Consider the following 17,886-nt stretch of genomic DNA (forward strand, 5'->3'; position numbering starts at 1 on the left):
TACTTGTATAATTATGTATCATAGAAAATATCCTTTTTTGTACAGATTATACCATAGATTCTAAACAGGTTCTTATATTTTTTTTAGTACAAATTCGAAAAAATGAATCATCATCATATTTATTAAATGTACCTAGAAATTTATATGGATGGTGAGGATGTATGAGTCAATATCAAATGTTGTACAGCACACCGTATCTCTATTCTTCTCGTACATTACAACAATTGTACAAAAGTGCGAGAAAAGAAGATGATATAACAGCGATACAGGAGCACATGCTACGTCATGACGTGTATCTGGACCGACAGTACCGAGGTTATTATTATTTAAGTCAAAAAATTGAAGAAGATTTATATGATGATGAACATCCTATCTCTTGGAATGAGTTATTAGAAGATTATCAGTTGTTTAAGGATTCCCAAGGGAATTTATCCATTCAACCGAAAGGATGGCGATAACATGACCATTGTAGGCGAATTAGGGATTGTATATGGCTTGACAGGTGCAACTGTTATGGGTATTAAATTGCTGAACAGAAAAGGGCTTCACCTTCCCGATTGGATGCTACGTGCGGGTCTCAAATGCTTGTTAATTGGTACAGTGTGGTATGTGCTACGTGATATGCTCGATGTATTTCTACGCTAGTATTTTATCGGGTAGTTGAAGGGAGCTGTCGCAATGCATGGAAACAACTTCTTTCTTATGTACTACATAACCCCAACTACCTCTAGGGAGGTATGGAGTTTATGTTTTCGCTTTTGGTAATTCCAGTTACTTTTTTAACAGTAGCGTATTTTTTTAAGGGAAAAGAGCTAAGTGATAAAAAGAAAATCAAAGCGTTTTTTGAAATCACGAAAGTGTGTGTACAGCATAAAGGAGAAATGCAGTACCCCGTATTTTTGAAACAAACAGAGGATGATATTAGTACAACATTTGTCTATCGGCTGCCATTAGGTGTGCCGAGTCAGCTCATACAGAAGTTAGCGCAAGTATTAGAGGAAGGGTTGTATAAACCCGTAATGATTTCCTTTCAAAAACGGGAGCTGTTTATACGAGTATTCCAGCAATGTATTCCTGAAAAATGGCATTGGTCGAGTGAATTGTTACGAGAGAAGACATGGAACGTCATCATGGGAAGAGCGTTAGATCGAATGATTTATCATGATTTTGAAAAAACACCGCATATGTGCGTGAGTGGGATGACTCGTTTTGGAAAGACAGGTTTTCTCAAAAATATTATGACCAGCTTAATTTTACAGCAACCCAATTATGTGAAATTGTATGTGATTGACTTAAAAGAAGGTTTAGAGTTTAGTCCCTATAGGGACTTATTGCAAGTAGAAGAAGTGGCGGAGAATCCCATGCAAGCATTTGATATGTTGACGCGAATTCGTGAAAAGATGGTGGAACAGGTAGTACGCATGAAAGAATCTTATTTTACCAACATTGTAGATACACCAACCAAAGAGCGCTATTTCATTATAGTTGATGAATCAGCGAATTTGTGCCCAATACAGGGATTGCCAAAACAAAAGAGAGATATGCTCTATATGTGTCAAGAAATGTTATCGGAAATAGCGAGGATTGGCGGAGCATTGGGGTTTCGCTTGATTTTTTGTACCCAGTACCCGACTTCTGATACATTACCGAGACAGATTAAACAAAATAGTGATGCCAAGATTGGATTCCGCATACCGACCGTAGTGGCTTCACAGGTGGCGATAGATGAAAGTGGATTAGAAGAACTTCCATCCATACCAGGGCGAGCGCTTTTCAAAACAGATCGTGTAGAAGAAATTCAAGTGCCTTATCTGTCCAATAAGGAAATGTGGAATACATTAAAACAGTATAAGGTGGTGAAACAAATTGAAACATCAAAAACTGAAACAAAAAGCGAGACAAATCGAGATTTTATCGAGTTTAAGTAAATTAGAATTTGCGTCTAGACGACAGTTGCAAGCCATTCATTGTCTAGGTAGCATTCGGAATGCCAATCGTATTCTGAAGGAGTTACGCTCCTACTGTCATGTGACTTCGCACAACCGAGAGTATGTGTATTATCTCAATAAAAAAGGGATGGCGCTACTCGGCATACAGGCAAAAGAAAGAAAAAAAAAGCATCAATTAGAACATATTTTATTGCGAAATGAAGCATGGATGTGGCTAGATTTTCCTGATTGGAAAACAGAGCAAGTCATCACTCTGCGCTATCAAGGAGAAGAAAAGACAATTGTTCCAGATGCATTTTTCATTAAAGAAAATGTCCCTCACTTTGTAGAAGTAGACCGACTACAGCATATGAAAGTGAATGAAAAGAAAATACAGTATTATGCTTATTTAACTAACATTTATCAGAAGCAACAGCAAATTAAGCCCATCATCATCTTTTATACGATATCTGACTGTAGGGAGAAGCAATTAATGAATTATGCGCTGAAACATAATGTGTATGTGCAGACGTATTTGCTACAAGATGTGATCTAAAAGGCTATATCCAAAAATCTGTGTGCTTAACATTTTTTCCAGTTAGCTTTTTGAGGGCTTTTAAGACTTTATTAGCTGTTTTCATGCTAGGAGATACACTATCTATGTTCGCAAGTCTGCTAATGGTTGATTCTCTAAGACCGCTATTTTTCGCAATATCAACTTGTTTTAATTCATGCTTATCTATAAATTTCCCTAATTTTGAACGTGGTTTTTTAAACCAAGGCATGTTAGACACCCCACTATTTTTTTACTACTACCTTGTCCAAAAATTCTATTTTTCAAACTTCGAGATAAAGAATATTTTAAAAACTACAACATATAATTAGATAAACGAACAAAATTTGTGTAATTATTTTGTGGAATATAGCATACATATTAATAGCTACAAGTTGCGACTACACTGAAGTATAAATTGCAACTTGTTGTAAAGGGTATGCCAGTAAAATAAAAAGGCGAAAACGCTTACTCTCGCAAGGGGTTTCGCTTTTTGTATGAAGTGAGGAATTGGAAGTAGATAAGTAGAAAACTAATAATTTCACGTACTATAATGTAAAAACATGTAAAATAAGAGAGGAACATCTCAAATAAGGGGGTTTCTCTGTCATCCTGTCGTTATTCGCTGTATAATAAGGAAGAACAATTAATATGACTTCCAATATGCGGAGTTTAACATGTTTCACTTTTTTCATAGTAGCTTCAACAAAAATCAAAATCCCTATGTAGAGCAGGCACACAATACTGACGTTGTATGCCTGCTCTTTTTTTGTATAGGTAAGGCGTAGCAAAGCACACAGTCTTGGCAACGGAATGGCTATAGAATAGGAGAGTAGTGGCGAGGTGTGTAAAGGGAATCCCCTTGAGAGTTACAAGCATGTTTCATGCGATTCCAAGGGGATTTTGTGTAGGAATACATGATGAATTTTCCAGTATTCCTCTATAGGAGTATATGATACAATCAAGGTGTTCCATATATTCCATTATATTGAACACCCATAGGAAATGCCTACAAGCAGGAGGGTATTTGTTCTTATTTTTCCCTTCAGGTAAGCTAACGACCTAAAGGGTTTTTATCGTTAGAAAAGGGACAGTTGGATGGATTCGTGTTCTTCTTTTTTTTGATTTGTATAAGTGATATTAAGTCAATAAAATAGACACAGATAAATTTAATTACTCAGCCTTTGAATCGTACGTACGTTCTTTTTCTATTGGAGATAAATAACCATTCGCTGAATGAATTCTTTTACGATTATAGAAAATTTCAATGTATTCCCAAATATCTTGCTGTGTTTGAGCACGTGTTGCGTATTGTTGCTGGTAAATAAGTTCTTTTTTCAAGATACCATGGAATGATTCGATACAAGCGTTATCATAACAGTTCCCTTTTCTACTCATGCTACATTGCATTCCATACTGTTGTAATTGTTTTTGATAATCATGGGAAGCATATTGAATTCCTCGATCAGAATGATGCAAGACTGAACCTTCCGGTTTTTGACGGAAATAAGCTTGTTGTAAAGCCTTCAATACTAATTCTTTTGTCATCGTACGATCAGCATGCCAACCTACAATTTTTCTAGAATACAAGTCCATCAGACTTGCTACATACAACCATCCTTCTTTCGTCGATACATAGGTAATATCGGCTACCCAAACTTGAATTGGCTTTTTTACTTTGAATTGGCGATTTAACACATTGTCCTGTATCGGATAAGAATGTTTGGAATTTGTAGTAGCTTTATATTTTTTTACAGTTCTTGACTGTAATCCCTGCTCTTTCATGATTCTAGCCACTGTTTTTTGTGAAATTCACTTTCCTTTTTGACGTAAGATAGACGTTACTTTCGGACTTCCATATAAACAACGCGATTCTAGAAAAATGCGGTGGATTTCTTTGGTTATTTGTTCTCTCTGTATTTGCCTGGGGCTTTTGGTGTGATGTTTCCATTTGTAATATCCGCTTCGGGATACATGTAGAACTTGGCACATCTTCTCCACTCGGTATGTGAAGCGGTGTCGATGGATAAATTTAAATTTTACCGATGGTCTTTCGCGAAGAAGTGCATCGCCTTTTTTAAGATTGCATTTTCTTCCTCTAAATCTCGAATACGTCGCTCCATTTCATTTGTTTTTTTGTCCCCAGAACGGGACGTTTGTTGCTGTATCATCCTGGGCTCTTGTTTATATTTCTTTACCCAACCGTGCAGGGTATTCACTGAAATTCCTAATTCTCGGGCAACTTGAGCTACAGCTTTACCCGTTTGGAAAACATGTTTTACGCTTTGATGTTTAAATTCTTCTTCATATTGTTTTATTTTCCCCATGTAGACACCTGTTATGAAGTGACCTTTGTCAATAGTTCGTTCACCCATAATATGTTTTTTCTTGATGGTATACATAAACTTTAGAAATAAGGTTTATCGACAGTTAACCACTCTGTTATTCGTGGATTGGTTACCTCAGGTTAATGGTCCGTCGTTAGACTCTTATCATCTCGTTACGTGGTTCACATCTTTTCACATTCTAATAAATAGCTTGTTTATCAGAATTTCAGCTGTGCCAGAAAGGTGTCAACATAGATAGCCAGACCTGTAATTCATTATCTCTGAAGCTCATCTATACCATCAATCGATTGATACTTTGGGTCTCTAACTATGAATGCAGCCCATTCATATCCCTTTTTGATTTTTAAATTTTTCCTGTTTCTAATCCCCAGATAAAACACCCAAGTTCTCTTGCAATCGCTGTAATGGCAACATTTCTGGGCTTCCCTTGATACATCATGCGATGATATTTTCTTTGTAACCTTTCTACTGCCCGATCTGCATAGGAAATTACTTCGCTTTGTTGTCCTTTTTGTCTTGCTTTCACTCGTTTCGATTTTAATCCGATTGTTCCTTTTACCAACGCATTTGCACATTCTACAAGTGTAGACCTAACGGTCGAATTTCCTTGTTTTGTAATCGAACTTCGACTGATTTTATCTCCACTTGAACTTTCGCTTGGCGTCAATCCTAGATAAGCCATAAATGCTTTAGCTGTGGGAAAATGAGTGAAGTCTGCAATTTCTACATGAACGTTCATTGCTGCTGTTGTGTCTATCCCTTTTAAGCATCTTAACTTTGCGATGGGTTCTTTGTACCTTTCACGATGAGATAATTCTTCTAACCTCAGAACCTGTTTAGAATCTATGGTATAATCTGTACAAAAAAGGATATTTTCTATGATACATAATTATACAAGTAACGTTTCACGTGAACAGTTTGAACTGATTCGAGAAGATTTGGAAAACGCAAGAAAACGGACGCGTCCACGCACAGTTGATTTGTACGAGGTATTTTGCGGTGTGCTATACGTGCTTACCACAGGATGCCAATGGCGTAACTTACCAAGTGATTTTCCAAACTGGCAAACAGTCTATTTCTACTATCAGATTTGGCGGAAAGTAGACGAGAAGGGCATAAGTCTTCTCGAAGAAGTTCATAAAAAAATTGGTTGAAACCTATCGTGAGCAAGATGGACGTAAGAATCAGACAAGTTTCTGCATCGTAGATGCCCAAAGCGTGAAAAACACATGGATAGCTGGTGAAAAAGGCTATGATGCTGGAAAGAAAGTGTCAGGAATCAAAAGGCATATCGCTGTAGATACGAACGGTCTTATTCATGCGATTGAAATAACGACTGCGAATATAACTGATCGAGAAGATGCGATCCAAATGTGTGAAAGGCATAAGAAAACACTGGGGAAAGTAACACATATACTTTGTGATGGCGGATATACGGGGCCATCCTTTGCACAATCCATCAAAGAAACGATTAATTGTTCGGTTGAAATCATCAAACAATCTGAACTTCACAAGTTTGTCGTGTTACCTAAACGCTGGATTGTGGAACGAACTTTTGCTTGGTTGGAAAATTACCGCAGACTGTGGAAGAACTGTGAACGAACACTTGAAAATAGCAGACAGAGTTGCTTATTGGCAGGTGTAGCGATTTTATTAAAAAGATTTTAAACAGGTTCTCAGACTGAACCGCTCAATTTTATCAACTAGAACATCATACTGTAATAGGTATTTGCCTAACGTTTCTTTGAATAATCCTTGTAGATCAAGATTCTTTAACCATTTCATATAAGTGATTGTCCAACTTGATTTCCCTTCATACGCATAGCCATGCCTTAAAAGGAATGCTTTTATCTGTTGTTTGATTTTCTTCAATGATGTTTTAAAATCACCTAACATACGGATATACTCTTTCACGGCAACATCCTCTTCTTCTGGAACATATACTTCTTTGTAGGTGCCATTCGCTAAATTAAGAGCAATCATTTTGGCATCGAATTTATCATTTTTCACCATTTTGTTTTTTGATGAACTGTACATTGTTGTGGAAGCTAAAATATCACAATCAATCCCATTTTGTTCAAGAAGATTATGGAGTGAATATCCTAAACAACCAGCCTCATATCCAACTTTAATGTTTATATCTTCCCCATATTTTGTTTTCAGTTTCTCAACGAATTTTTTTACGAGAGATACATTTGAAGCACATCGTGCTTCTCCTACAATTTCCCCAGTTTTTCTTGACCAGGTCAGGTACTTCTTGTATGGGAATGGTTGGTGGAAGTATTTGCGTTTGAGCTAGTTCGGTGGAATGGGTATATTGTAGATTGCTAGGTGTATATTCTTTGGGAATAGCCTCTTCTTTTCCTTTTCCTTTTGTCTGCATGTGCCCTCGGGTCGTAATTTCATGTTTTTTATACAAAGCATAGAGTTTATTTTTATAGGTTCCTAATCCTTCTAAGATTTCTTTGATTGAAAAGTGCTCTTTCCAATATTGTAGTCGCATCTTTTGTTTTTCCACAGTAGTGCTTCTAAAGAAGCCAATAGTAAGAATGTGTTAAGTTCCTCAATTCTTACGATTTCTGTCAATGAAAATCACTTCTCTAAACATGGTATGGTGTATAGATTCGATAAAAGGAAAAAATCTGAAAAATTAAAAAATTATTGCATCTATATCCATTCAACGTTACAATAAGAAAAATTCTTTATTAGGGAAGGGGATTTATACATATGGCCATCACAATCGCTGTGTTAACATTTTTAGGAGCTGTTATTCCAGCAGCTATAGAATTATTAAAAGTACTAGGTACATAGCCTGATCCCACCTTTTTTATCTTGTCATATGTAAAAAGTATGATAAATTGTTGTATTGTTCCGGAGTAATTCGCATATGAGTACCTATTCAGTAAACATGTGCTTGCTCATCATCCTGATTGGTACGCCTTGGTTTTGATACCAAGGCGTACTTTTTGTTTGAAATCCTTGAAAAGGCCCTGAAAAAGATTATATGGTGTTCGTTTTTTTCATTTGTTTTAGAAAAAGGGTTATATAACATATAGCGATTAGATGTTGAATAGGTCTCGTAGGGGTAGAACATGTTTATAATATGTTTTCTGCCACTTCGATACCAAGTAACGATCGTACATGTTCTATATGATTGGCGATTGTTACTGAGACTGAACCATCAAATAACAAGCCAATGGCAACGCCATCATTTGTCTTAAATTATCTAATTTATCTAGGACCTGATTCATTTCTTGAACTGGCCAATCATTCAAATCATTATTTCTAATATAGCTGATTTTTTCTCCTAGATTAGTATTATCATTAAAAACGCTAATCATTTTCTCAATATTACTTAAATGGCTGTTGTTTTCCTGTGCATATGTAACGGATACAGGAAGATAAACCATGAATAAAATCAACATAGTCATACTAAAAAAATATTTTCTCATACTTAATTCTGTTCCCCTTATATGCATCTATTTTTAACTATTTCAATTTTAAAGCGCTTCACTTTTTGCACCAGAACCTGTTAGCTTAATAGCGATGTGGTGGAACCAAAAATTAATAAAACATATTTCATTATTACTTCACTGCTTTGGCTACAAGTGCTGCGTATGCTTCTGCACCTACTCTGGTTAAATGCACACCGTCAGGTGCAAAGTAGTCTCTCTTTCCAGCACTTGCTGCATACCAATCAATTAGAGTTACATTCGGATATTCAGATGCCGTTACTTTCAGTCTCTCATTCACGATTGATTCCCACGGACGTGGTACTCTCGTATTAATAAATATGATTTTACGTTCGTTTCCAATTACTTTTATTAATGAAACAAGTTGCTCAGTAGTAAAGGCTCCATTTGTACCTAATCCAATAATTACATAATTTCCTAAATTACCTTCATATTTTAACTGTTCAACTACCGGAATCGCTTTTGACAGCTGGCGACCAATTTGGGCATCAATCCTAATATCAGGAAAAGTATTTTTTAAATACGGAGTAATATCAATCATAACGGAATCGCCTATCGCAGTAACTGTGAGTGAATTTTTAGGTTGCGCAGAATTTACTTCTCTTGATTCCCCTTGTTTTTGAGGCGTCTCTTGATTTGGATTTTCCCAAACTGCAACTGGATGTGGCGCCGGTTGTGTTTGTGCTGCTTTCACCTTATCTTGTTGAGAGTTCTCCTTAGCCTTACTAGCTTTTGATAACCCTAGGACCGCTATCGACGAAACGAATAATGTACAAATTAAAGCTAACTTAACACCTAAAGTGACATTTTGAATTCTTAAATTCTTAAACTGAATGTTTCGGAGCGCACCTTGTCGGATTGGTTTTTCAATAAACTTCCATGAAATTTGAGCAATCAATATAATCAAAAGAAATTGAAGGATTGCTCTTATTAATGAAAAATCCCCAGCAGTTATCTTTGGAGTCGTCAATGTAAGAATTGGATAATGCCAGAGGTATATGCCATACGATCTTATCCCTATCCAACGTAAAGGCCTAAATCGTAAAAATTGAGCAATACGACTAGCTGGATGAGCTAAATTTGCCACTAACAATGCTGTTGCAATTGATAAGAGAACCATTCCTCCCTTGTATAGAAATGGATCATATTGATTGGTCTTCCAAAACATAACCAAAATAATAATAAGGGCAATGCCCCCCACTACATCGAGAATGAAACGCGCCTTTGGGATAATTTTATTTGCAAGCCTATTGCTTGGCCAAACTAAGGCAAGTACCGCTCCGATAAGTAAGGAAAAGGCCCTCGTATCTGTACCATAATATATTCTGCTCGGATCAGCTCCAGGTTCATACAAAATTGCCATCGCTAAAGCTGAAGCAACGGCTCCCAGACAAATTAATAAAATCATACGGGATTGTTTTTTTATGTAGTAAAGCCCTAAACTAATGATAAACGGCCAAACAACGTAGAATTGTTCCTCAACTGCTAACGACCAAAAATGATTCAATGGATAAATCTGGTTAAAATTATCAAAGTACGATAATTTATGATAAATATACCACCAGTTACTAACATAAAATAATGCCGCTAATGAATCTCCGCGCATTTTTTCAAGTAAAGAGCTATGAAAAACCGTAATCCATGCCAACGTTATAACAAGCATAACAAGCATTCCTGGAAGCAATCTCCTTGCCCTACTAAGCCAGAATTTTTTAAAATCAATTCTCTTATTTCTCTTCCACTCTATCGCTAGAATATCTGTAATTAAATAACCTGAAAGTACAAAAAATACAGTAACTCCCAAAAATCCTCCAGGCATCCAATTAAAATTAATATGATACAAAATAACACCTAGTATAGCTAGGCCCCTGAGACTGTCCACCCCAACCATATAACGACTATTTTTTTTAAAAGGTTTAGCCACCCTACATTCACCTCTATTTCTTGGAAATTAGGTTAATAATAGCGGCATAAAATGCTATTAATCTCCTAAAATCGTATCAGCTAAACTATTACAAATAGCATTTCGTAAGACTTTTTTAATTGCATGCACAACAATTATTCAGGCTCCCTTAAACGTTAACCATATTTTGCAAATGAGTTTATGTTTTTTCAAACTTTGCAACAGAACCCTTCTGGACGTATGTTTTGTATGGTATGCGCTTACCTTACAGGAGTTATACCGAAAATACAATCCTCTTTTTATTAGCACAAACTATATGTGGAACAGCTTGTAGCTGCTTTGAGGAGAATTTTATTTTATTTGTTCTCTTAAGTTGATGGACATGTATGGTGAAGCCTAGTATTTCGTAGCCAAAAGGTTCTTTTATCCCAGAATCCCTTTTTTGTCTATCATATAAAAAAAGCAGTTAAAGGCATGTATAAAAACATTGTCTTGCTTTCTATATAAAATTGGTATAAAAAACCAAAAGATTAGTTATCCTAATAGAAAGAGGGTAGGCTGTACAATCTATCTTTGCAGTGGAAAGGGGACAATACATTTGTTTCCTTTTCGTATGCTTTTATGAAAAGGACTGTTGATCTATGTATTACGCAACTTTGATAAAGGGTGCATCTTATTATGCATTTGGTCATCGTTTTCTATTACACAAAGAATGTAAGATTACAAAACGAGAATATCAATATTTACGAAAAAACGATTGGTTTCAGGTACGTGAAGAAAACACCATTCCTCCTTTCGGTTCTGTTACAAAGTTTGAAAAAAACTAAGCCCATTTATACACTAGGGTTATTGTTTAAGAAATTTTGAATAATTGCTGTAATTCTTTGTACGTCGAAAAAGAGAACTCAGGAATGTGATTTCTCTGTTGCTTATATATAGCATGAATCGTTTCAATTCCTTTTAATGTACGTGAAGCATGGCGAAGATTTTGAAAGGAATCGAAATCCATTTATTGCTTACCCTAGCTTTTTTCTCTTATCGGAGCCTTTTCTTTTACATGTTTTTGAATGAAAAACATGTATTTGGTATTCCCTTTGTTTTGAATATACTCTCTAGTTTACTTTTTATTATAGGTTATAAATTTCACATCCACTACATGGCATTGGGGTATATAAGAAATAGGAAAAAGAGAGTTCTCTTCTGAACTCTCTTTCTTAGTAAACGGAATGGTATGGATGATAATCTGGGGAATTATCTACCTGCATATAGGATAAAAAAATCACCTATGAAATAATAGAGATAGTAAGTTGAGAGAAATAGAAACGCTCTCATTCCAACACACTTTCACATACTTTTATAGAATCAGTCGTACAAACGAGATTTTTTTAACTATCCCATAAAAAACGTTAAGATCTATAAGACTAATTTTATCCGTTTGAATATTTTTTCAGATATTGATTTTCTGTTATAGTTTTTGATTCAGCGCTCTCTGCCATGAACCTATTTAAAAATAAATATATCGATTGTATATAATATGTTTGGATACTTGACCATCATTTTTAATTTCTAACGGATATTCTGTAGCATCCGCTGCAAAGAAATCGGATGTACGTTCAGATGTTTGTTTATAGGTATATACACCCACAGGCAGTTGAAAAGAAATTTCACCATTTGAATTGGTTTTTTGCTTCAAATATTCTTTGCCTTCTTTATATACAGTAACTTCTACATCTGATAATTTTTTTGTTGAAACAACTTGAAAAGTATATACACCTAATATTGTCAGTTGCAATGCCCCTATTTCAGTCCGCTGCTCATCTACCTGACTAGTCTGTTGAGTTGTATAGACTTCGCCAGTAGCTGCTTGTACTTCATGATAACAACTGGTCCAAAGAATCGCACTTACTAAAACAAGTGAGAGAAAAAAACGAATATATCCCCCCAAAACTACACTTCCCTTCTATTATTTGTGATACTTAATTCCATTTAAATTTAATATTTAGTTACATTTTAGTTGTCTTTTACATCATATACAAGGTGTTCTATGTATTTCTCAACCTATATCTTCCATTCATTCGAAAAAGAATCGCTATCTTTGAAAATCATTATACATTCAAATATTATTGATGGTCAGTGCATCTACGCTATCTATGTTATCTACATAACTTTTTATCCATGTTTTGTGTCAGGTTCTTAACATGACATGCAGATAAGAACCAGAAAAAAAATTTCAGATTTCGTATGAAATACACAGTATGTAAGAATATATTTCTCACGTTTTAGGTTGTTGACACCAAATTTTATCCTCTCTAGACTAAACATAAGATCACATCCGAATCTGTATTAAAAGCTTACCAATTTAGAAAGTTGGCAAGCTTTTTTTATTCCCACCCGTTCATGTGATCATACCTAATAAGGAGGCGTTATCAAGTGACATTGCTAGAAAATATATTGACGCATAATGAAACATTTGTGCAAAAACAAGAGTACGAACCTTTTGCTACGACCAAATTTCCAAATAAGAAGTTATTGATTGTAACTTGTATGGATACCAGACTGCTAACATTGTTACCACAGGCATTAGGCTTACAAAATGGGGATGCCAAAGTCATAAAGAACGCAGGTGCTGTCATTTCACATCCTTTTGGTAGTATGATGCGGAGTATCATACTGGGTATTTATGAATTACAAGTGGAGGAAATTTGTGTAATTGGCCATGAAGATTGTGGTATGGCGGGCTTGCAAGCTGAACCGCTATTAGAAAAGGTAAAACAGCAAGGTATTGATTCTACTTGCCTTCGTACCTTGCAACGAGCAGGCATTAATCTATCTACATGGCTAACCGGTTTCCGAAATGTACAAGAAAGTGTCCAACATAGTGTAGAAATAATACGTGACCATCCTTTATTCCCATTTTATATACCTGTACATGGACTTGTCATTCATCCCAAAACAGGCGGTTTAGAAGTCGTTGTAGAGGGATATTCCTATGCGCATACAACAAGTCCTTAAATAAAATGACTGCAGGAAGAGGAGGCATAAAGATGAGATTTTCAGGCAGATACGCAGGATATAACCTCGCAAACTTACAAAAAGATATGTTAGCTGGATTGGTTGTAGGAATCGTAGCAATTCCGCTTGCCATGGCATTTGCTATTGCTTGTGGCGTACGACCTGAATATGGTATGTATACGACGATTATCGCAGGGATTCTCGTATCCGTATTTGGTGGATCAAAATATCAGATTGCAGGACCAACAGGTGCATTTGTACCAATCTTACTTGGCGTTGTGATGCAATATGGCTATGAAAACCTATTGATTGCAGGTTTTATGGCAGGAATTTTACTTGTTATCATGGGCGTCTGCAAACTAGGAAGGTTTATCACCTTTATTCCGCGCCCTGTCATGATTGGTTTTACAACAGGAATTGCGGTCATTATTTTTTCTGGACAGATTGCAAATTTTTTAGGGCTACATCACCTGGAAAAGCAAGAAACCTTTTTTTATAACATGAAAGAAATAGGGGCAAATATCGTAGAATTGAATCCGTATAGTATCCTTACTGCTGTTCTTTGCTTAGGGATTGTGATTGCAGCTACAAAATGGTTACCTCGAATTCCAGGCGCATTATTGGGCTTGGTCATTTCAAGTTTGATTGCAACTCTTTTATTTCCACATCAAATTGAAACGATTGGGACTACATATGGTGATATCCCACATCAACTACCGGATTTCCAAATGCCAGCCTTTACATGGGATACGGTTCTTATGTTACTTCCAGCAGCCTGTATCATTGCTGCCTTAGGTGGGATTGAATCGTTATTATCTGCCATGGTGGCAGATAACATGGCAAACAGCAAACATAATAGTAATAAAGAACTGGTGGGACAAGGAATTGCAAATATGGTGGTCCCCTTATTTGGCGGCATTCCTGCGACCGGTGCTATCGCTCGAACCGCAACGAATATTAAAACTGGAGCAACTTCCCCCATATCAGGCATGATACACGGAATGGTAGTATTACTAGTATTATTATTTTTGTCTCCACTTGCTTTTCATATTCCACTAGCTAGTATGGCACCAATTTTAATGGTGGTTGCTTGGAATATGAGTGAGAAGCATGAGTTTATTCATATTCTGAAAACAAGAACAGGGGACACCCTGGTACTTATATTGACATTCTTATTAACTGTTTTTGCAGATCTTACAACCGGAGTAAGCGTGGGGTTACTCCTTGCTTTTCTTTTGTTTATTGGAAAAATGAGCAAATCTTTACGTGTTCGAAAAGTATTGCCAGATCCAGTAGATTCCTATGTCAAGTCAGAAATCGTCGTAAATGGGAAAAATTGTCCGCAAATTAGTATCTTTACCGTGGAAGGTCCCTTATTCTTTGGCAATATAAAGGAATTCGAAACATCTATAGAGTCCTCCCTACAATCTAATGCTCGCATTCTTCTCCTACGTATGGGGAACGTTTCTTTTATGGATACTTCGGCAGAGTCTGCAGTAGAGCACATTCGAAAAAAGATACTAGAAAAACAAGGAACCCTTTTAATTTCAGGCATTCAGCATCAACCGAAAGACATATTCCATCAAACAGGGTTATACGAAAGGATTGGAGAATTACACTTTTTCACACGTACAGGATTAGCATTGCATTTTGCACTACAAAAATTAGAGACATCCAAATGTAAGGGCTGTAGCCAATTTGCCTTTCAAGAATGCACGACACTTTCTGAACAATCTACAGAAACAGACTTAGACAGGAAACGTTCTTCCGTGGAAATCAACCTATAAATCATAAAGTAACGTTAGGGGGACATACTACTATATTCTATCGGTTCGTTTATTCACAAAAGACATACGTTTTTAGAGGACATTCCTATAAAAGGTCCTCTCTTTTCTTTTTTCCTTATGCTTCAAGAAGGAAAATACAGGAGCATAGTTAAATACTTATAGTGGTGTCATACACCATTTTTTTTAAACCATCGAAGACAAACCGAATGTATCATCTAAATGAAAAAGGAGCGTTCCGATGGAATTAGAACAAGTTGTGTGCAAATATGAAACAAATTTATTACGTTTACCTTATGTTGTAGGAGTAGGAATGGGATTGGTACAAGGAAAAGAAGTTGGCATTCAAGAAGGGAAAATCCAACTAATTCAGGGCATGCATAAAAACGGAATGGATATAGAAGATATTGCGAAGTTTACGAATATGGACCTGTCGGATATACGTCATATTTTGGGACAATAACAGGTAGGCATCCCTACATGAGATGCCTACCTGTTATTGTTTTATTATTCAGAAAGTTTCGAATTTATCACCCTCCTGCTAACAAACTATTGTACTGTTCCTGTAGGCTTGGAGTTGTAGACTTAATCCTTTTGCAAGTGATGTCATTTGGGGTCTTGTTGTAAGAAGAGCAATAATTGGGATACTTCTATAATTATTTGATGCGTTTCATATATTTTTTCTTTACTCCAATCTCCAAGAATCTACTGAAGGAAAGCCTCGATGAGGCTCATTTTCCGATCAATTTCTTGTAATAACTGCATAGAGTTTCCAGACCATGTTTTATTCACCATCATCCACTCCCCCGTCTTCATCACTTATGCCTATCAAACATTCTTATGATACATTTTAAACTTACGGATTTGCTACAGCATCTCATATGAGTTTAGTATAATATATATGCAAAGATAATCGTAAGGATTGGGGATGAAGAAAAAAATCTAGCTTCTCTTCACTCCCACAACTGAATTTTAAAAATTATAGGTGTATTTTGATTATCGCATACAAGGAAAGATACTTTAATTGCTTATTGAACACTTTCTTAACTTTTAAAAGATTGAATTTTAAGTGTTTTTAGGTGCAATAAATAAGAATAACTGTCATTATTCCCCTAACTTACGGATTGCATGTTTATACTATCTATGCCTAGTATACGGTGAACGTTATGGACAAAAGAACTTCTTCCCAATGTATGTGTTGTACCAAAAGGAACGTCTAATTCTTTTGCTATTCGTACCACACCTTTAGATCCTGATGTTGCACCACCATGGCCCATATATTCTAACATGAGCATGACAACATCTGCATTCCGTATCATTTTTCGTAATGTAACTTCTCGTTCTCTTTTCCCATGCGCCCACTGAAAATTCCCACCTCTAACGGTAATTTCTTCTTCAATGGCTGCTCGACCTGGTTCAAACCCTACCATCAAAATTGTCTTTCCTTCCAACGTTTGTACATACTCTTTTTGATTTTTTTCTTGCTTTCTCTTCATACGGGCTGGTTTACTAAAATCATTTACAAAACTAGACGGATACGTCCAAGCAACCCTGACAATGTCTGGAGAACTCTTGTAATAGGTAAGATCAATAATATCTCCCTGGACCACAGAAGCAGCATCTTTTGGCGGAATCCAAAATCGATAAGGAGCTCCATGGACATATATACGATTCTGTTGCATGTCTTTCTCCACAAAAAATTGTTGTCGTTCTTCATCATATTCTACAATGGCATAGGAACAACAACCACGTTCTTCATTTGGTGGCATATGTCGTCTTTTGGCCACTTCAAATCTATGCTTATACCGTCCATCCGACACAGATGCATTTTCTGTTACATATACCAAATCCCCATGTTCTAATTCTAGCGATCTGACAATGCGTTCGGGAACAAAACATTCTATACCTTGTAATTCTCCTCCCTTTAATTTACGCTGAAATACATACGATTCCCTCTTTTCAAAAGGTTCTGTTTTAACAAGAGAATTTGTATGAAGGGTATATGTCTCTGGTTCTGTGAGTTCCTTCTCTCTATTGGGCGTTTGTACGATGGTTACATCTGGTAAACGAAGGATATCTTTCATCACATGTAGATAGCTCTGGAGAACCTTCTCAGTTTTTACAATTGATTGTTCCTGTAATTCTATTTCACAAATGACCGCTTCCATACCTTTCTTTAGTTCCGACAAAATATTTTGCTTATCCATCTTTTTCACCTTTCTAGTCACAAAATAGGTAAAGTTCAGAAAATTAAAACTTATTAAATTAATATTAACATATCCTCCATGTACAAACTACTAAATATAGAAACGTTTATGTTGTGTTCATCTTCCAGATAATGATCATGCATGGTGAAAAGACGGTCGAAAAAGGACCGTCTTTTAAAAAAACTTCCTATATAACCACTACAAATCATATAGAAGACCGTGTACTATGCTCCATCTAATTTAACAGCATTTCTCTTTTGTAGCTTTCATCATAGACATGGTAGAAGTCATCATGTTGTTCATCATCATATTTGTTGTACCCACCATCATTGTTTTTTCCATTTTAACATCCTCCTACATTTTTAATTTTTTTATCTAGTAATTATAAACATTCTTGTTCTTTTTACAAAAACTTCCAATTTTTCCCTGGATAGATATTGATAAATAATTTCTAGTTAGGATAAAAAAACGCTATGAAAAGAATAATCTTTTTCATGTAAAAAAACGTCCTTAACGTACAAATTTCTTTTTATGGTGATGTTTCTTTTAAGCGAAGAATAAATCTAGCAGTTCGCAAAGGTGTACTTTTACAGATGCGTAGTGACCTGGTCAAGAAAAACTGGAACATGAAATAGATTACGCAATTGATTTTGAATACTGATACGGAGTCATTCCATT

15 protein-coding genes and 4 pseudogenes are annotated in these 17,886 nt (G+C 35.9%); 9 read left to right on the plus strand and 10 right to left on the minus strand.

Annotated elements, in window-relative coordinates; genetic code table 11:
- The first annotated feature begins 161 nt into the window (after window positions 1–161).
- The 4 genes from ACQRBL_RS30055 to ACQRBL_RS30070 all read left to right on the plus strand — a co-directional run bounded on the left by ACQRBL_RS30055 (window position 162) and on the right by ACQRBL_RS30070 (window position 2,484).
- Complete coding sequence (locus ACQRBL_RS30055) at window positions 162–458, plus strand: hypothetical protein (RefSeq protein ID WP_000085120.1); 297 nt, start codon at window positions 162–164, stop codon at window positions 456–458.
- A 1-nt stretch (window position 459) separates the two neighbouring features.
- Window positions 460–645, plus strand: coding sequence for a hypothetical protein (locus tag ACQRBL_RS30060; RefSeq protein WP_023523707.1), 186 nt, complete (start codon window positions 460–462; stop codon window positions 643–645).
- Between the two features lie 101 nt (window positions 646–746).
- Window positions 747–1,928, plus strand: a complete 1,182-nt coding sequence (locus ACQRBL_RS30065) for an FtsK/SpoIIIE domain-containing protein (protein ID WP_000492092.1) — start codon at window positions 747–749, stop codon at window positions 1,926–1,928.
- A complete protein-coding gene (locus tag ACQRBL_RS30070) occupies window positions 1,867–2,484 on the plus strand; it encodes a replication-relaxation family protein (RefSeq protein ID WP_043924932.1) in 618 nt (205 codons plus the stop codon). Before ACQRBL_RS30065 ends, ACQRBL_RS30070 begins: the two co-directional genes overlap by 62 nt.
- Window positions 2,485–2,488: 4 nt before the next feature.
- Here the strand turns inward: ACQRBL_RS30070 and ACQRBL_RS30075 are convergent, their stop codons facing one another.
- From ACQRBL_RS30075 to ACQRBL_RS30085, 3 genes and pseudogenes are all read right to left on the minus strand, one after another.
- Entirely contained in the window at window positions 2,489–2,713 is a 225-nt protein-coding gene (locus tag ACQRBL_RS30075; RefSeq protein ID WP_001145764.1) for a helix-turn-helix domain-containing protein, read from the minus strand.
- Window positions 2,714–3,654: 941 nt separating this feature from the next.
- A pseudogene (locus ACQRBL_RS30080) lies at window positions 3,655–4,808 on the minus strand (IS3 family transposase).
- Window positions 4,809–5,172: 364 nt separating this feature from the next.
- Window positions 5,173–5,658: pseudogene (locus ACQRBL_RS30085) on the minus strand (transposase); the annotation flags it as partial.
- Window positions 5,659–5,707: 49 nt separating this feature from the next.
- Between ACQRBL_RS30085 and ACQRBL_RS30090 the strand changes: the two are divergent.
- A protein-coding gene (locus ACQRBL_RS30090; RefSeq protein ID WP_088126074.1) for an IS5 family transposase occupies window positions 5,708–6,497 on the plus strand; the annotation gives its coding sequence in 2 pieces (ribosomal slippage) (window positions 5,708–5,965 and window positions 5,967–6,497; 789 coding nt in all).
- A 6-nt stretch (window positions 6,498–6,503) separates the two neighbouring features.
- Here the strand turns inward: ACQRBL_RS30090 and ACQRBL_RS30095 are convergent.
- The 4 genes and pseudogenes from ACQRBL_RS30095 to ACQRBL_RS30110 all read right to left on the minus strand — a co-directional run.
- Window positions 6,504–7,061: pseudogene (locus ACQRBL_RS30095) on the minus strand (IS110 family transposase); the annotation flags it as partial.
- Window positions 6,997–7,347 carry a hypothetical protein gene (locus ACQRBL_RS30100; RefSeq protein WP_000414830.1) on the minus strand — a complete coding sequence of 117 codons (351 nt, stop codon included), beginning with the start codon at window positions 7,345–7,347 and terminating at the stop codon, window positions 6,997–6,999. The gene ACQRBL_RS30100 and the pseudogene ACQRBL_RS30095, both read right to left, overlap by 65 nt.
- Before the next feature lie 646 nt (window positions 7,348–7,993).
- On the minus strand, window positions 7,994–8,281 hold the full coding sequence (locus ACQRBL_RS30105; protein ID WP_002180785.1) for a hypothetical protein: 288 nt from the start codon (window positions 8,279–8,281) through the stop codon (window positions 7,994–7,996).
- 133 nt (window positions 8,282–8,414) lie between these two features.
- The gene (locus ACQRBL_RS30110) at window positions 8,415–10,226 is read right to left on the minus strand and encodes an acyltransferase family protein (protein WP_001118152.1); all 1,812 of its coding nucleotides are present in this window, start codon (window positions 10,224–10,226) and stop codon (window positions 8,415–8,417) included.
- A 620-nt stretch (window positions 10,227–10,846) separates the two neighbouring features.
- Between ACQRBL_RS30110 and ACQRBL_RS30115 the strand changes: the two genes are divergently transcribed.
- Window positions 10,847–11,032, plus strand: a complete 186-nt coding sequence (locus ACQRBL_RS30115; protein ID WP_000291038.1) for a YqbF domain-containing protein — start codon at window positions 10,847–10,849, stop codon at window positions 11,030–11,032.
- 26 nt (window positions 11,033–11,058) lie between these two features.
- Here ACQRBL_RS30115 and ACQRBL_RS30120 read toward each other — a convergent pair.
- Together ACQRBL_RS30120 and ACQRBL_RS30125 are read right to left on the minus strand one after the other, a co-directional pair.
- Window positions 11,059–11,199, minus strand: a pseudogene (locus tag ACQRBL_RS30120) (IS6 family transposase); the annotation flags it as partial.
- Window positions 11,200–11,709: 510 nt separating this feature from the next.
- Complete coding sequence (locus ACQRBL_RS30125) at window positions 11,710–12,150, minus strand: SpaA isopeptide-forming pilin-related protein (protein WP_242068213.1); 441 nt, start codon at window positions 12,148–12,150, stop codon at window positions 11,710–11,712.
- 485 nt (window positions 12,151–12,635) lie between these two features.
- Here ACQRBL_RS30125 and ACQRBL_RS30130 point away from each other — a divergent pair, with 485 nt between their 5' ends.
- From ACQRBL_RS30130 to ACQRBL_RS30140, 3 genes are all read left to right on the plus strand, one after another.
- Entirely contained in the window at window positions 12,636–13,217 is a 582-nt protein-coding gene (locus ACQRBL_RS30130) for a beta-class carbonic anhydrase (RefSeq protein WP_000173394.1), read from the plus strand.
- Between the two features lie 32 nt (window positions 13,218–13,249).
- Window positions 13,250–15,004 (plus strand): SulP family inorganic anion transporter, encoded by a 1,755-nt coding sequence (locus ACQRBL_RS30135; protein WP_427736207.1) that lies wholly within the window; start codon window positions 13,250–13,252, stop codon window positions 15,002–15,004.
- 238 nt (window positions 15,005–15,242) lie between these two features.
- The gene (locus tag ACQRBL_RS30140) at window positions 15,243–15,464 is read left to right on the plus strand and encodes a hypothetical protein (RefSeq protein WP_002180787.1); all 222 of its coding nucleotides are present in this window, start codon (window positions 15,243–15,245) and stop codon (window positions 15,462–15,464) included.
- Window positions 15,465–16,113: 649 nt separating this feature from the next.
- On the opposite strand, the gene ACQRBL_RS30145 is transcribed toward ACQRBL_RS30140, so the two are convergent.
- Complete coding sequence (locus ACQRBL_RS30145) at window positions 16,114–17,208, minus strand: hypothetical protein (RefSeq protein WP_000360819.1); 1,095 nt, start codon at window positions 17,206–17,208, stop codon at window positions 16,114–16,116.
- Window positions 17,209–17,886 lie beyond the last annotated feature (678 nt).

The organism is Bacillus sp. AF62 (assembly GCF_050312695.1).
Lineage (GTDB): Bacteria > Bacillota > Bacilli > Bacillales > Bacillaceae_G > Bacillus_A > Bacillus_A cereus.

Coding starts and splice junctions, on each gene's coding strand:
- ACQRBL_RS30060 (WP_023523707.1), top strand. CDS start 460: ATGACCATTGTAGGCGAATTAGGGATTGTATATGGCTTGACAGGTGCA.
- ACQRBL_RS30055 (WP_000085120.1), top strand. CDS start 162: ATGAGTCAATATCAAATGTTGTACAGCACACCGTATCTCTATTCTTCT.
- ACQRBL_RS30065 (WP_000492092.1), top strand. CDS start 747: ATGTTTTCGCTTTTGGTAATTCCAGTTACTTTTTTAACAGTAGCGTAT.
- ACQRBL_RS30140 (WP_002180787.1), top strand. CDS start 15,243: ATGGAATTAGAACAAGTTGTGTGCAAATATGAAACAAATTTATTACGT.
- ACQRBL_RS30145 (WP_000360819.1), bottom strand. CDS start 17,208: ATGGATAAGCAAAATATTTTGTCGGAACTAAAGAAAGGTATGGAAGCG.
- ACQRBL_RS30075 (WP_001145764.1), bottom strand. CDS start 2,713: ATGCCTTGGTTTAAAAAACCACGTTCAAAATTAGGGAAATTTATAGAT.
- ACQRBL_RS30105 (WP_002180785.1), bottom strand. CDS start 8,281: ATGAGAAAATATTTTTTTAGTATGACTATGTTGATTTTATTCATGGTT.
- ACQRBL_RS30135 (WP_427736207.1), top strand. CDS start 13,250: ATGAGATTTTCAGGCAGATACGCAGGATATAACCTCGCAAACTTACAA.
- ACQRBL_RS30115 (WP_000291038.1), top strand. CDS start 10,847: ATGTATTACGCAACTTTGATAAAGGGTGCATCTTATTATGCATTTGGT.